At 69.3% G+C, this 14,287-nt stretch carries 11 protein-coding genes and 1 tRNA gene; 7 read left to right on the plus strand and 5 right to left on the minus strand.

Annotated elements, in window-relative coordinates:
• Positions 1-143 precede the first annotated feature (143 nt).
• Positions 144-216 (minus strand) — tRNA-Leu (locus QCN29_RS14565).
• A gap of 102 nt (positions 217-318) precedes the next feature.
• On the opposite strand from QCN29_RS14565, the gene QCN29_RS14570 reads away from it, so the two are divergent.
• The 6 genes from QCN29_RS14570 to QCN29_RS14595 all read left to right on the plus strand — a co-directional run bounded on the left by QCN29_RS14570 (position 319) and on the right by QCN29_RS14595 (position 7,239).
• Positions 319-984, plus strand: coding sequence for an ANTAR domain-containing response regulator (locus tag QCN29_RS14570; protein ID WP_279928364.1), 666 nt, complete (start codon positions 319-321; stop codon positions 982-984).
• Positions 985-1,374: 390 nt separating this feature from the next.
• A complete protein-coding gene (locus QCN29_RS14575; protein ID WP_240139082.1) occupies positions 1,375-2,535 on the plus strand; it encodes a branched-chain amino acid ABC transporter substrate-binding protein in 1,161 nt (386 codons plus the stop codon).
• Positions 2,536-2,793: 258 nt separating this feature from the next.
• Positions 2,794-3,717 (plus strand): branched-chain amino acid ABC transporter permease, encoded by a 924-nt coding sequence (locus QCN29_RS14580; protein ID WP_279928367.1) that lies wholly within the window; start codon positions 2,794-2,796, stop codon positions 3,715-3,717.
• On the plus strand, positions 3,714-5,105 hold the full coding sequence (locus tag QCN29_RS14585; RefSeq protein ID WP_279928368.1) for a branched-chain amino acid ABC transporter permease: 1,392 nt from the start codon (positions 3,714-3,716) through the stop codon (positions 5,103-5,105). Before QCN29_RS14580 ends, QCN29_RS14585 begins: the two co-directional genes overlap by 4 nt.
• Positions 5,105-6,469, plus strand: a complete 1,365-nt coding sequence (locus QCN29_RS14590) for an ABC transporter ATP-binding protein (protein WP_279928369.1) — start codon at positions 5,105-5,107, stop codon at positions 6,467-6,469. The genes QCN29_RS14585 and QCN29_RS14590 overlap by 1 nt, the downstream gene beginning before the upstream one ends.
• Before the next feature lie 80 nt (positions 6,470-6,549).
• Positions 6,550-7,239: an ABC transporter ATP-binding protein gene (locus QCN29_RS14595; RefSeq protein WP_279928421.1), complete on the plus strand. Its 690-nt coding sequence runs from the start codon at positions 6,550-6,552 to the stop codon at positions 7,237-7,239.
• 95 nt (positions 7,240-7,334) lie between these two features.
• On the opposite strand, the gene QCN29_RS14600 is transcribed toward QCN29_RS14595, so the two are convergent.
• From QCN29_RS14600 to QCN29_RS14615, 4 genes are all read right to left on the minus strand, one after another.
• Positions 7,335-8,000, minus strand: coding sequence for a class I SAM-dependent methyltransferase (locus QCN29_RS14600; RefSeq protein ID WP_279928370.1), 666 nt, complete (start codon positions 7,998-8,000; stop codon positions 7,335-7,337).
• Between the two features lie 173 nt (positions 8,001-8,173).
• Positions 8,174-8,377, minus strand: a complete 204-nt coding sequence (locus QCN29_RS14605) for a hypothetical protein (protein WP_279928372.1) — start codon at positions 8,375-8,377, stop codon at positions 8,174-8,176.
• Between the two features lie 93 nt (positions 8,378-8,470).
• Positions 8,471-8,944: a PaaI family thioesterase gene (locus QCN29_RS14610; RefSeq protein WP_279928374.1), complete on the minus strand. Its 474-nt coding sequence runs from the start codon at positions 8,942-8,944 to the stop codon at positions 8,471-8,473.
• Between the two features lie 71 nt (positions 8,945-9,015).
• Entirely contained in the window at positions 9,016-11,310 is a 2,295-nt protein-coding gene (locus tag QCN29_RS14615; protein WP_279928376.1) for an FdhF/YdeP family oxidoreductase, read from the minus strand.
• Positions 11,311-11,481: 171 nt separating this feature from the next.
• Between QCN29_RS14615 and polA the strand changes: the two genes are divergently transcribed.
• A complete protein-coding gene (gene polA / locus QCN29_RS14620) occupies positions 11,482-14,193 on the plus strand; it encodes a DNA polymerase I (protein WP_279928377.1) in 2,712 nt (903 codons plus the stop codon).
• Positions 14,194-14,287: the final 94 nt, after the last annotated feature.

Raw genomic sequence — 14,287 nt, forward strand, 5'->3', positions numbered from 1 at the left:
GGCGGATGAGCCGCCTGCGCCAGGCGTTCGACCCGCCGGCCCGGGTGTTCGACCTGCCGTCCGCCCGGGTGTTCGACCTGCGGAGACTGGGCGAACGACAGAAGGCCACGCTCTAAAGCGTGACCTTGGAAATACAGAGAACGTACCCCGGGTGGGATTCGAACCCACGCTGGATGGTGTTTGAGACCATTGCCTCTACCGCTGGGCTACCGGGGCCCCTTAGAAACGAAGGGAGGCGGTGACCCTTCGTGACCTAACCATACAGGAGCTGGGTAGGCTCATGGGGAGCAGTACCAGCCCCGCACCGAGGAGCCCTGAGTGACCGCCCCCGAGTCGCCCCAGCCCGTCGACGACGACAAGGCGCACATTCCGCCGTTGACGACCCGCGTCGTGATCGCCGAGGACGAGGCCCTCATCCGGCTCGACCTGAAGGAGATGCTGGAGGAGGAGGGGTATGCGGTCGTCGGCGAGGCCGGCGACGGGCAGCGGGCCGTGGAGCTGGCCCGGGAGCACCGCCCCGACCTGGTCATCCTCGATGTGAAGATGCCCGTGCTGGACGGCATCTCGGCCGCTGAGAAGATCGCCGAGGAGGCGATCGCCCCGGTGCTGATGCTGACCGCCTTCTCGCAGCGCGACCTGGTGGAGCGGGCGAGGGACGCCGGAGCGATGGCCTATCTCGTCAAGCCGTTCAGCAAGAGCGACGTCGTGCCCGCGATCGAGATGGCGGTGTCCCGGTTCGCCGAGCTCAAGGCCCTGGAGAAGGAGGTCGCGGACCTCTCCCAGCGGCTGGAGACCCGCAAGCTGGTGGACCGGGCCAAGAGCATCCTGCAGACGCAGTACGGCCTGACGGAGCCGGCCGCCTTCCGCTGGATCCAGAAGACGTCGATGGACCGCCGTCTGTCGATGCAGCAGGTCGCCGAGGCGGTCATCGAGGACGCCGAGGAGAAGAAGGCGGCAGAGAAGAGGAAGGCCGACGGGCAGTGACTCCGTAGCTTTTCGCGTCTCGACTGCCGGACTCGCCTCCGGCTCGGCGTGACCCAGGAGCCCCCGGTCGTTGACCGGGGGCTCTCCCATGTGTCGGCGAACCCCCTGACCTGGTCTTTCGGCTGTCGCCGCACATCAGGACGCGGTCGCGCGCACGTTGTCTGGATCTTGTCGGTCAGAGCCCGGATGTCCGCTCGCCGGTAAGGACTGTTCTGTTACCGGCGCATGACTCAGGTCACAGGGCGATCACACATCAGCTGGCCGTCTATCCGAGCAACCGAACAGACGATTACATTCCCCGCACACCGCACGGACAAGCGGTGTCCTGTGAGGAAGTCTCCCAACTTCCCACACACACAAGATCGTTCGGGCGGCTCCAGGGAGTACGTTGTGCTGAACAAAACCATCGTCAAGCTGGCAATTCCGCTGGCCGTGGGCGCGCTGGCGCTGACCGGATGCGGTGGCGGCTCGGGCAGTGACGGCGACACGCTGAAGATCGCTTTCCAGGGCCCGCTCTCCGGTGACAACGTCGCCCTCGGCGAGAACATGCAGAACGGCGTGAAACTGGCCATCGACCAGGCGAACGCCAAGGGCGAGCTGGACGTCAAGCTCGAGTACGTCGCGGGCGACGACCAGGGTCTGCCGGACAAGGCGACCGCCGCCGCCCAGAAGCTGATCGACGACCCGGGCATCGTCGCGGTCGTCGGCCCCGCCTTCTCCGGCGCCACCAACACCGCGTCGCCGCTGTACGCGGAGTCCGGGCTGGTCACGGTCTCCCCGTCGGCCACCAACCCGACGCTGACCGACCCCAAGAACAAGTTCACCAGCCTGCTGCGCGGCGTCCCCAACGACAACCAGCAGGGCGCGGCCATGGCGACGTACTTCGCCAAGAAGCTCAACGCCAAGAAGGTCTATCTGCTCGACGACAAGACCGACTACGGCGCGGGCCTGGCCGGTGTCGCCGAGGAGGGCCTGAAGGCCGCCGGCATCGAGGTCGTCAAGAAGTCCGTCCCCCAGAAGACCCCGGACTACAGCGCGACCGCCAAGGACGTCGTCAACTCCAAGGCCGACGCCCTGATCTACGCCGGCTACTACCAGGACGCCGCGCCGCTCGCCAAGAAGCTCAAGGAAGCCGGCTACAAGGGCGCGGCCATCTCCGGCGACGGCGTCAACGACGCGAAGTTCATCGAGCTGTCCGGTGACGCGTCCGAGAACTGGCTCCTGACCTGCCCGTGCACCGACGCCACGGTCGAGGCCGGCACCAAGGCCTTCTCCGCCGATTACCAGAAGGCGTTCAACCGGGCGCCCGGCACGTACTCCGCCGAGGCCTACGACATCACCAACATGATCATCGAGCAGATCAAGACGATGAAGGGCGACGTCCAGCGCGAGGCGCTGCGCGACGCACTGGCGAAGGCCTCGTACAAGGGCCTGACGAAGACCTTCTCCTTCGATGAGAACGGTGAGTTCAAGGGCACGGACGTGTACCTGTACCAGGTCAAGGGCGGCAAGATCGCCTACCAGGGCAACGTCAACGAGCTGGTCGGCTAAGAGCCGAGGCCGAAGAGGCGCCAGCGGCTGACAGCCGTCGAGCGGGGGTCGGGAGGCAGCGGTGCTCCCGGCCCCCGTCTTCGGCCCATGGCCGTCAACCGCTACTGATCCGCAGGTTCCGCGGGTTCCATGAGTGCCAGGGGGCGATGCGCCCCACGGGTTCCGCGGATTCCCCCGGCCCCGCTTGTTCCGCCGCGGGTCGCCCTCGTCACCACGAGCACCTGCGACTCGCCCTGCTCCCACAAGGAAGTCTGTTCCATGTCCCTTCAGGAATTCTGGGACTATCTCGTCCTGGGGGTGATGCTCGGCTCTCTGTACGCCGTCATCGCCATCGGCTACACCCTTGTCTACGGCGTTCTCCAGCTCCTCAACTTCGCGCACAGCGAGGTGTTCATGCTGGGCGCCTACGGCAGTCTCATCGTCCTCCAGCTCGTCAGCCCGGCGGACAACCCCTCGGCTCTCGCGTCGATCGGATACGTCGCACTGGCGATGGCCGGCTCGGCGCTGTTCGGCGGAGTGACGGCCTACGGCCTGGAGAAGGTCGCGTACCGGCCGCTGCGCAGACGCGGCGCGCCACGGCTGATCTTCCTGATCACCGCGATCGGCGCCTCGTTCTTCCTCTACAACCTCGCGGGGAAGCTGTTCGGCCGCGACCCGATGACGCTGCCCGAGATGTACGACAACCACAACGTGCTCACGATCTTCGGCGCGGGTGTGAACGTCACTCAGCTGCTGCAGTTCGCCACGGCCGTGGTGATGATGATCTGCCTCGACCTGCTGGTGAACCGTACGAAGCTCGGCAAGGGCATCCGTGCGGTGGCCCAGGACGCCGAGGTGGCCAGCCTGATGGGCGTGGACATCGACAGGGTGATCTCCCGGACGTTCGTCATCGGCGGCGTCATGGGCGGAGTGGCGGGCTTCCTGTTCGCCAACCTCAACCAGGCGTCGTACACGATGGGCTTCATTCCCGGCATCACCGCCTTCGCCGCGGCCGTGGTCGGCGGCATCGGCAACATCCGCGGCGCGATGGCCGGCGGCATTCTGATCGGCATCGTCGAGACGATGACGGTGCCGCTGCTCGGCGACGAGTGGCGAAGCGTTTCCGCAATGGTGGTCCTGATTCTGGTGCTGATGTTCCGTCCGATGGGCATCCTCGGTGAGCGAGTGGGGAGGGCGGCATGAGCGTGGTGGAGTCCTCCAAGGACACGGGCAAGGACGCGGGCGAGAACATCGCCTCCGCAGCGAGCAGGCTGCGTCGTACGGCCTGGTATCAGCAGCCGCGGTTCACCCGGCTGTGGGCGATGGTGGCGCTCGGCGTGCTGCTCGCCCTGGTGACCGGGGAACAGGGCACGACACGGGACATCTTCTTCTCGGTCAAAGGCTCCCTGACCGGCCTCAACCTGTGGATCTGCCTGGCCGTCACCATCGGCATCTGGGCGCTGCGGGAGTTCGCGGCCGAGCCGATCAAGAGCAGCGTGGCCGCGGTGAAGTCGAGTGTGAGCGGCCCGGCGGGGACGGTGCAGGACCGGCTGCGGGCCGATGCCCGGCTGCGCTGGGGTCTGATCGTCGGCGGTCTGGTGCTTGCGCTGTGGCTCCCGTCGACCCTCGCCCGCACCTGGCAGACGGTGCTGGTGGACCAGATCGCGATCTTCGCGCTGCTGGCCATCGGCCTCAATGTGGTGATCGGCTGGGCGGGTCTGCTGGACCTCGGCTTCTTCGCCTTCTTCGCCGTCGGCGCGTACTCGACGGCGTACTGGACGGGCCGGCTGCCGGTCGAGCCCCCGGTCGTGCTGAACAACTTCTGGGTGATCCCGATCGCGGTGGTGACCTGCCTGATCACCGGAGTGCTGCTGGGCGCGCCGACGCTGCGGCTGCGCGGCGACTATCTGGCGATCGTCACCCTCGGCTTCCACGAGATCATCTATCTGGTCGCCAAGAACGCGGACGGACTGACCGGCGGCCCCCAGGGCGCCCGGCTCATCCCGGATTTCTCGTTCAGCTTCGGCGGGATCGAGTACGAGTGGTCGATCGACCCGCTGCCGTACTGGTATCTGCTGGTCTTCTTCATCGTCCTGGTGATCGTGCTGTTCTCCCGCCTTGAGCACTCGCGGGTCGGCCGGGCCTGGACCGCGATCCGGGAAGACGAGATCGCCGCCGCCGCCAACGGCGTGGACACCGTGAAGTTCAAGCTGATGGCCTTTGCCATCGGAGCCTCCACCTCCGGCGTCGCGGGCGTGATCTTCACCAGCAAGTACGGGTACATCAACCCCGAGGTCTTCCCGCTGCTCCAGTCGATCCTGATCCTCGCCTATGTGATCTTCGGCGGCATGGGGTCGATCCCGGGCGTGCTGATGGGCGCGGCCCTGCTGGTGTGGCTGCCGGAGGCGCTCAAGGACTATGTGGACCCGGCCGACCGGTATATGTACCTGGGCGCGCTGCTTGTGATCATGATGATTTACCGGCCCCAGGGCATCTGGCCTTCCCGCCGCAGGCAGCGAGAGCTGACGATGGCGGGGGAGGGCGTCGGCGACGCAGACGCCATGTCCGAGCCGGCGGGAGGCAAGGCGTGATGACTGCCGAAGTGACGACCGACGCGACCGCGGCCGCAGAGCCCGCGGCGAACGGCGCAGAACTGGTGCTGCGGGCCACCGATGTGACGCTGAGGTTCGGCGGCCTGACCTGTCTGGACGCGGTGAACCTGTCGATGCGCCGCGGGGAGATCCTCGCGGTGATCGGCCCCAACGGGGCCGGAAAGACATCGCTGTTCAACTCCCTCACCGGCGCGTACACCCCGCAGGAGGGCCGGATCGTCTTCCTGCCCAGAGAGGGTGGGGAGAAGTCCCTGCTGGGCAGCAAGCCGCACCTCGTGAACCGGCTCGGTCTGGCGCGTACGTTCCAGAACATCCGGCTCTTCTCCGCGCTGACCGCGCTGGAGAATGTCAAGATCGCGGCGGAGACCCGGCAGAAGGCCGGTCCGGTATCGATCATGCTGGGGCTGCCGAAGGCGCGCCGCGCGGAGCGGGCGAGCGACGAGCAGGCCCACAGGCTGCTGAAGTTCGTCGGCCTGGAGGACAAGCTCAACGAGATCGCGGGCAGCCTCAGCTACGGCGACCAGCGCAGTCTGGAGATCGCACGGGCGCTGGCCACCGATCCTCAGGTGCTGCTGCTCGACGAGCCGGCCGCCGGCACCAACCCGACGGAGAAGCTGGAACTTGAGCAGCTGATCCGCCGCATCAACGATGAACTGGGCGTCAGCGTGCTGCTCATCGAGCACGACATGCGACTGGTGATGTCGGTGGCGCACCGGGTGATGGTGCTGAACTTTGGCAAGAAGATCGCCGAGGGGACGCCGAGCGAGGTCCAGCAGCATCCCGCTGTGATCGAGGCGTATCTGGGGGCGTCGGCGGAGGACGCGGAGGCGGTGCGCAGCGCGATCGCCGAACACGACCATGCGCAGGACGCGGTGGCGGCTCCGGATGCGGGCGAGCCCCGCGGTGCCGATGCCTCTCCGGACCCGGCCGCTGCCGCGGACCCGGACCCGGACCCGGCTTCGGACGCCGACCCGGACCCGACCTCGGACGCGGCCCCGGGCCCGGCCGCTGCCGTGGACCCGGACTCGGACCCGGACGCGGCCTCGGGTGACGACCGGGATCAGGAACCTGCTGCGGACCCGGACCCGGACCCGGCCGCGGGTCAGGATCAGGAACCGGCCTCGGGGCGGGACCCGGTCACGGAGCCGGACTCCGAGGACACGGCCGAGCCTGCTCCGGAGCCGGACGGATCCGGCGACGGGGACACAGCGGCGGCGGCCGACTCAGTGCCGGACGGCCCGGGTCCCGACGCCGCCGAGTCGACCGACGCCGAGACCGGCGAGGGGACGAAGGGCGACGCCGCGCGTGACGCGGTGCGCGACAGCAAGGAGAGCGGCGAGTGAGCGCGACGACACAGCTGCGCAAGGACTCCGACGCGGCCGGAGCCCCGGAGCCGGGCGAGACCCTGCTCGAACTGAAGGGCATGCGGGTGTTCTACGGCGCCATCGAGGCGCTGAAGGGCATCGATCTGACCGTGGCCAAGGGCGAGATCGTGGCACTGCTCGGCGGCAACGGCGCGGGCAAGACCACGACGCTCCGCACGGTCTCCGGCATGCTGCAGCCGCGCCACGGCCAGGTCCTGCTGCGCGGTGAGCGCATCGACGGCATCAAGTCGCATGAGCTGGTGCGCTTTGGGATCGGGCATGTGCCGGAAGGCCGACGGGTGTTCGCGACGATGTCGGTGCGCGAGAACCTGGAGATGGGTGCGTACAAGTTCAGCGCGGTGGATTCAGCCGACGTCGACCGGGTGTTCACCCTCTTCCCCCGGCTGGCCGAGCGGCGCTCGCAGCTCGCGGGAACACTCTCGGGCGGTGAACAGCAGATGCTGGCCATCGGCCGGGCGCTGATGGGCAGGCCGGAACTGCTGTTGCTCGACGAGCCGTCGATGGGTCTCGCCCCGCTGATCGTGCAGCAGATCTTCGAGATCGTTCAGGAGATCAACGAGCAGGGCACGACGGTTCTGCTGGTCGAGCAGAACGCCACCCAGGCGCTTGCTCTCGCCGACCGCGGCTATGTGCTGGAGACCGGTTCGGTGGCGATGTCCGGCGTGGCCGGCGAACTGCTCGCCGACAGCCGCATCCGCGCCGCCTACCTCGGCGAGGGTGCGGGCTGACCCACCCCGCGAGAACCGCACACTGCACGGACGTCGGATGCCCCTCCGCACTCGTACGGAGGGGCATCCGGCTGCCGTGGCAAGTGTCCGCCGGGTCAGGCTGCCAGCCGTCGAACCGCGATGACCGTGTCGGTGACGGTGGCGGTCTGCCCGTCGGGGCCTGTGGCCTCGCGCCTGGGGGTGTCGAGGCGTTCGGGTCGCCAGACGGCGCAGTCGAGGTCGAGCGCTTCGAAGATCTCCTCCGGGGTGGGGAAGTGCGTGTTCGGGTCGGGGTCCCAGGCCCAGGGCCGCACGGATCCGTGGTCGACGATGAGGAGGAGTCCGCCGGGGACCAGTGCATGCGCGGCCTGGCGGAAGACGCGGGCCCGCGGCAGGGCGAACGGAGTCTGCATGTACTGCGCATTGACGAGGTCGAACGCGCCGGCGGGGAAGGTGCGGGCGAGATCGTGCCGCTCGACGGTCAGCCGCCGCGCGACGGCGCTCCCGGCGGCGGCCGCGTGCGCGGTGGCTCGGGACAGGGCGGTCGTGGAGATGTCGACGGCGGTGACCTGCCAGCCCTGGGCGGCGAGCCACACGGAGTCCCCGCCCTCGCCGCAGCCCAGGTCGAGTGCGGTGCCGGGCGGCATGGTCCGTGCGGTCTCGGCCAGGATCGGATTGGGGCGGCCCGACCAGACTCGGTCTCCCCGGCGGGCGTAGACGTCCTCCCAGAAGTGTGCGGCCTCGTCGGCGGTCCGGTCGAGGTCGGCATGGCTGTCGGTCATGGATCTGCTGCCCCTTCTGGAGGTCACGGCTTGAAGCGGGTGGCCCGGCGCCGGCGTCACCGGGGGGCGATCGCGATCCGAGCCATGCGGGCACCATCGCCCGGCGCCTCTCCCACCGCAAGGAAACTTGCAGTTTCGGCAATAAGTCCGCGTGTGCGTCAGATGGGTGTGCGTCAGTTGTTCCCGGGGTGCACTGTGAGCAGATCGGCGAGTCCGACGCGGGTGAGGAACTCCCGCCGGATGCGGTAGGCGACGTTCGAGACCTCTCCGGAACCGTCGTCGACCGGGTGGACGGTGACGCGGTGCGGACGCCGGCCGGCGGGCAGCCCGACGATGTCGTCGATGATTCGCGGGTGCCGGTCTCCGCCACGGCCCATGGAAAACGCTCGGCTGGGAAGTCCCGGCCGAGCGTCCGTGTGAACTGCTCGCGGTCCGATCGGCGCGACCGCGTGGTGCGCCCTCCGCTGCCCTCAGGCCCTCGCCGGCCCCTGCGGCGCGTCCCGGAGCAGACATGTCAGCCGGGCCGTGCAGACCCGCTTGTCCTCGTCGTCGGTGATGACGATCTCGTACGTGGCGGTCGAGCGCCCGCGGTGAACGGGCGTGGCCACACCGGTGACCTGGCCGGAGCGCACACCGCGGTGATGTGTGCAGTTGAGGTCGACGCCCACGGCGATCCTGGAGCTGCCGCCGTGGAGCATCGAGCCCACGGAGCCCAGCGTCTCGGCGAGGACGGCCGACGCGCCGCCGTGCAGCAGACCGTACGGCTGGGTGTTGCCCTCGACGGGCATCGTGCCGACGACCCGCTCGGCGGAGGCCTCGAGGATCTGGACGCCCATGCGCGTGCCGAGCGTCCCGGCGGAGAACAGCGAGGGCAGGTCGATGCCCAGCGCGGCGTACTCGTCGATGACCTCTTGCGGGAACTTCACGGTGGTCTGCTCGCCCATGGGGTCCGGCTCCGATCGTCGTACCGTCCAGAAGGAAAATGCCAGTGACGTGCCTGCGCCTGAGCAGTCGCTTAGGCGGAGGCTGATTGTTCCAGACGGATCACCACGGACTTGCTGGCGGGGGTGTTGCTGGTGTCCGCCGTGGAGTCCAGGGGCACCAGCACATTCGTCTCCGGATAGTACGCGGCGGCGCAGCCGCGCGCCGTCGGGTAGTGCACCACCCGGAAGCCCGGAGCGCGCCGCTCCGTGCCGTCGCGCCACTCGCTGACCAGGTCGGCGTACGCTCCGTCGGCCAGCCCTCTCTCACGCGCGTCCTCAGGGTGGACCAGGACGACCCTGCGGCCGCTTCTGATGCCCCGGTAGCGGTCGTCCAGGCCGTAGACCGTGGTGTTGTACTGGTCGTGCGAGCGCAGCGTCTGGAGCAGCAGCCGTCCCTCGGGCACCTGCGGACACTCGACGGGCGCGGCCGTGAAGTTGGCCTTGCCGGTCGTCGTGGGGAAGCGCCGCTCGTCGCGCGGCGCATGGGGGAGGGTGAAGCCCCCGGGGCGGGCGATCCTGGCGTTGAAGTCCTCGAAGCCGGGCACGACCCGGGAGATCCGGTCCCGGATCACGGCGTAGTCGTTCTCGAACTCCTCCCACGGGGTGGCCGAGGACTCGCCGAGCACGGCGCGCGCCATCCTGGCGACGATGGCCGGCTCGGAGAGCAGATGCGGGCTCGCGGGGGTGAGATTGCCCCGGGAGGCGTGCACCATCCCCATCGAGTCCTCGACCGTCACGAACTGCCGCCCGGCCGCCTGCACGTCCTTGTCGGTTCGCCCCAGCGTCGGCAGGATCAGCGCCCGTGCCCCGGTGACGGCATGCGAGCGGTTCAGTTTGGTCGACACCTGGACGGTCAGCCGGGCCCGGCGCATCGCGGCCTCGGTGACCTCGGTGTCCGGGGTGGCCGCGACGAAGTTGCCGCCCATCGCGAAGAACACCTTCGCCTCGCCGTCGCGCAGGGCCCGGATGGACCGTACGACGTCGAGGCCGTGATGCCGGGGCGGAGCGAAGCCGAACTCCTTCTCCAGGGCGTCCAGGAACGCCGGGGCGGGCCGCTCGAAGATGCCCATGGTGCGGTCGCCCTGCACGTTCGAGTGTCCGCGGACCGGGCAGACTCCCGCTCCGGGGCGCCCGATCGCCCCGCGCAGCAGCAGCAGGTTGACCACTTCGCGGATGGTCGCCACCGCGTGCTTGTGCTGCGTCAGCCCCATCGCCCAGCAGACCACGGTCCGCCGTGACGCGAGGATCATCTCCAGCGCCCGCTCGATCCCGGAGCGGTCCAGGCCGGTCGCGGCGAGGGTCTCGGCCCAGTCCGCGGCCCCTGCGGCCGCCGCAAACGCCTCGAAGCCGTGAGTGTGCTCCTGTACGAAGGCCTCGTCGACGGCCCCCGGCGTTTCGAGGACAAGCTTGTTCAGCATCCGGAACAGGGCCTGGTCGCCCCCGATGCGGATCTGCAGGAAGAGGTCGTTGAGCGCGGCGCCCTTCACCAGACCGCGCGCGGTCTGCGGGTTCTTGAACCGCTCCAGACCCGCCTCGGGCAGCGGATTCACTGAAACGATCTTTGCGCCCGCGGCCTTGGCCCGTTCCAGGGCGGACAGCATCCGCGGGTGGTTCGTGCCCGGATTCTGGCCGGCGACGATGATCAGATCGGCCTGGTGCAGATCCTCCAGAGAGACGCTGCCCTTGCCGACGCCGAGCGTCTGGGTCAGCGCGGAGCCGGACGACTCGTGACACATGTTGGAGCAGTCGGGGAGGTTGTTGGTGCCGAACTCCCGCGCGAAGAGCTGGAGCAGGAACGCCGCCTCGTTGCTGGTACGGCCCGAGGTGTAGAAGACCGCCTCGTCGGGGGAGTCCAGCGCCCGGAGTTCCTCGGCGATGATCCCGAAGGCGCGCTCCCAGCTCACCGGCTCGTACCGGGCCTCTCCGGCCGCGGCATCGCCCTTGTCCAGGAGCATGGGCTGGGTGATCCGGCCCTGCTGCCCCAGCCAGTACCCGCTGCGGGACGCCAGGTCGGCCGGCGGGTGGGCCGCGAAGAACGCCGGCGTCACCCGGCGCAGGGTCGCCTCCTCGGCGACCGCCTTCGCACCGTTCTCGCAGAACTCCGCCACATGGCGCTTGTCGCCCTCCGGCCAGGCGCAGCCCGGACAGTCGAAGCCGTCCTTCTGGTTGACCTTGAGCAGCGTCCGGGCGGTGCGGCGCACCCCCATCTGCCGCTGGGCGGCCCTGAGCGTGTGCCCGATCGCGGGCAGCCCGGCGGCGGCGTGCTGAGGTGCACTGACCTGCGGCGCGTCCTGGACCGGGTCGCCTTGGGGCGGCTTGCTGGCCATCGTGCTCCCCTCTGAGCGCGGAAAAGACGCCGGTGCGCGGTGTCGCTTCGCGGCGCCGGTGTGTGAGGCCGGTGAGTGTTGTACATACGATCCTGTCACGCACTGCCGACAGCGGCGGCGGCCCGGCTGCCGCGGGCGGGATTGTCAGTGGTCCGTGGCAGGATCGGGGACGTGGCTGAGACAGCATCGAAGAAGACCCCTGACGACAACCGTCCGCGCCTGCTCCTCATGGACGGGCACTCCCTGGCGTACCGGGCGTTCTTCGCGCTGCCCGCGGAGAACTTCACCACCGCGAGCGGCCAGACGACCAACGCCATCTACGGCTTCGCGTCGATGCTGGCGAACACCCTGCGCGACGAAGCGCCCACGCATTTCGCCGTGGCCTTCGACGTGTCCCGCAAGACCTGGCGCTCGCAGGACTTCCCGGAGTACAAGGCGAACCGCTCCTCGACCCCCGACGAGTTCAAGGGCCAGGTCGAGCTGATCGGCGAGCTGCTGGACACCATGAACGCGGTGCGGTTCGCGGTGGACGGCTTCGAGGCGGACGACGTGATCGCCACCCTCGCCACCCAGGCGGAGGCCGCCGGCTTCGAGGTCCTGATCGTCACCGGCGACCGGGACTCCTTCCAGCTGGTCTCCGACCATGTGACCGTGCTGTACCCCACCAAGGGCGTCTCCGAGCTGACCCGCTTCACCCCGGAGAAGGTCGAGGAGAAGTACGGGCTGACCCCCTCGCAGTACCCGGACTTCGCCGCCCTGCGCGGCGACCCGTCCGACAACCTGCCCGGCATTCCGGGGGTCGGCGAGAAGACCGCCACCAAGTGGATCAACCAGTTCGGTTCGTTCGCAGAGCTGGTCGAGCGCGCCGACGAGGTCAAGGGCAAGGTCGGCCAGGCGCTGCGCGACCACCTGGAGGCCGTCAAGCTCAACCGCCACCTCACGGAGCTGGTGCGCGACGTGGAGCTGCCCAAGGCCGTCGCCGACCTGGAGCGCGCACCGTACGACAGGACGGCGCTGAAGGGCTTCCTGGAGGTCCTCGAGATCCGCAATCCGAGCCTGCGCGAGCGGCTGCTCGCCGTCGACCCGGGCGCGGAGGAGGCCGAGCCGCCCGCCCCGGAGGCCGGCGTCGAGATCGACGGCAGCGTTCTGGGCGCGGGCGAGCTGGTCTCCTGGCTGGAGCAGCACGGCGGCCGGCCGCTCGGCGTGGCCACGGTCTCCACCTGGGCCCTGGGGGTCGGCAGCGTCAGTGAGATCGCCCTGGCGGCGGCAGACGGCAAGGCGGCGTGGTTCGACACCACCCAGCTCGACGAGGCCGACGAGCGGGTCTTCGCCGCCTGGCTCGCCGACCCGGCCCGCCCCAAGGTCCTGCACAATGCCAAGGAGGCCCTGCGGGTCTTCCCCGAGCACGGCTGGGACATCGCGGGTATCGCCATGGACACCGCTCTGGCCGCCTATCTGGTCAAGCCGGGGCGGCGTTCCTTCGCGCTGGACGCGCTGTCCGTGGAGTACCTCCACCGCGAGCTCGCCCCGGCCGCAGCCGAGGGCCAGCTGGCCTTCGGCGCCGACGAGCAGGCCGAGGCCGATGCCCTGATGGCGCAGGCCCGGGCCGTGCTCGATCTGGGCGAGGCGTTCGGCGGGAGGCTCAAGGATGTCGGCGCGGCCGAGCTGCTGCACGACGTGGAGCTTCCCGTGTCCGCTCTGCTGGCCCGGATGGAGCGGCACGGCATTCCCGCGGACCGCGCCCATCTCGAGGCGATGGAGCAGCAGTTCGCCGGCGCCGTGCAGCAGGCGGTGAAGGAGGCGCACGCATCGGTGGGCCACGAGTTCAACCTCGGCTCGCCCAAGCAGCTCCAGGAGGTGTTCTTCGGCGAGTTGAACCTCCCCAAGACGAAGAAGACCAAGACCGGCTACACGACGGACGCGGACGCGCTGGCCTGGCTGGCCGCGCAGACCGAGCACGAGCTGCCGGTGATCATGCTGCGCCACCGTGAACAGGCTCGGCTGCGCTCCACCGTCGAGGGCCTGATCAAGACGATCGCCCCGGACGGCCGGATCCACACCACCTTCAGCCAGACCGTCGCGGCGACGGGCCGGCTGTCCTCGACCGATCCGAATCTGCAGAATGTGCCGGTGCGGACGGACGAGGGCCGCGCCATCCGCCGGGGCTTCGTCGTCGGCGAGGGCTTCGAATCCCTGATGACCGCCGACTACAGCCAGATCGAGCTGCGGGTGATGGCCCATCTGTCGGAGGACGAGGGTCTGATCGAGGCGTTCACCTCCGGGGAGGACCTGCACACCACCGTCGCCTCCCAGGTCTTCGGCGTCGAGCGGTCCGCGGTCGACGCGGAGATGCGCCGCAAGATCAAGGCGATGTCGTACGGACTGGCCTACGGTCTGTCGGCGTTCGGGCTGTCCCAGCAGCTGAACATCGAGCCGGCCGAGGCCCGGGTGCTCATGGACACCTACTTCGAGCGCTTCGGCGGGGTCCGCGACTATCTGCGGCGCGTCGTGGACGAGGCGAGGTCCACCGGCTACACGGCGACCATGCTGGGCCGCCGCCGCTATCTCCCGGACCTCAACAGCGACAACCGGCAGCGCCGCGAGGCCGCCGAGCGGATGGCGCTCAACGCCCCGATCCAGGGCACGGCTGCGGACATCGTCAAAATGGCGATGCTGAGGGTGGACGACGCACTGCGCGAGGCGCGGCTCCACTCCCGGCTGCTGCTGCAGGTCCACGATGAAATCGTGCTGGAGATCTCCCCGGGCGAGCGTGAACAGGTCGAGGCCCTGGTCCGCAGGGAGATGTCCTCGGCCGTCTCGCTGCGCGCACCGCTGGACGTGTCGGTCGGCGTCGGCACGGACTGGGAGTCCGCGGCTCACTGACCGAGGGAAGCGGCCGATACGCCAGGAGGCCGGTCGTCAGCCGGCCTCCTGAAGGGAGAGATCCGGGCGGGGGCCGCCGCGGTGCATGCGGCGG

It is taken from the genome of Streptomyces chengmaiensis (assembly GCF_029846775.1).
In the GTDB taxonomy this organism is placed as follows: Bacteria; Actinomycetota; Actinomycetes; order Streptomycetales; family Streptomycetaceae; genus Streptomyces; species Streptomyces chengmaiensis.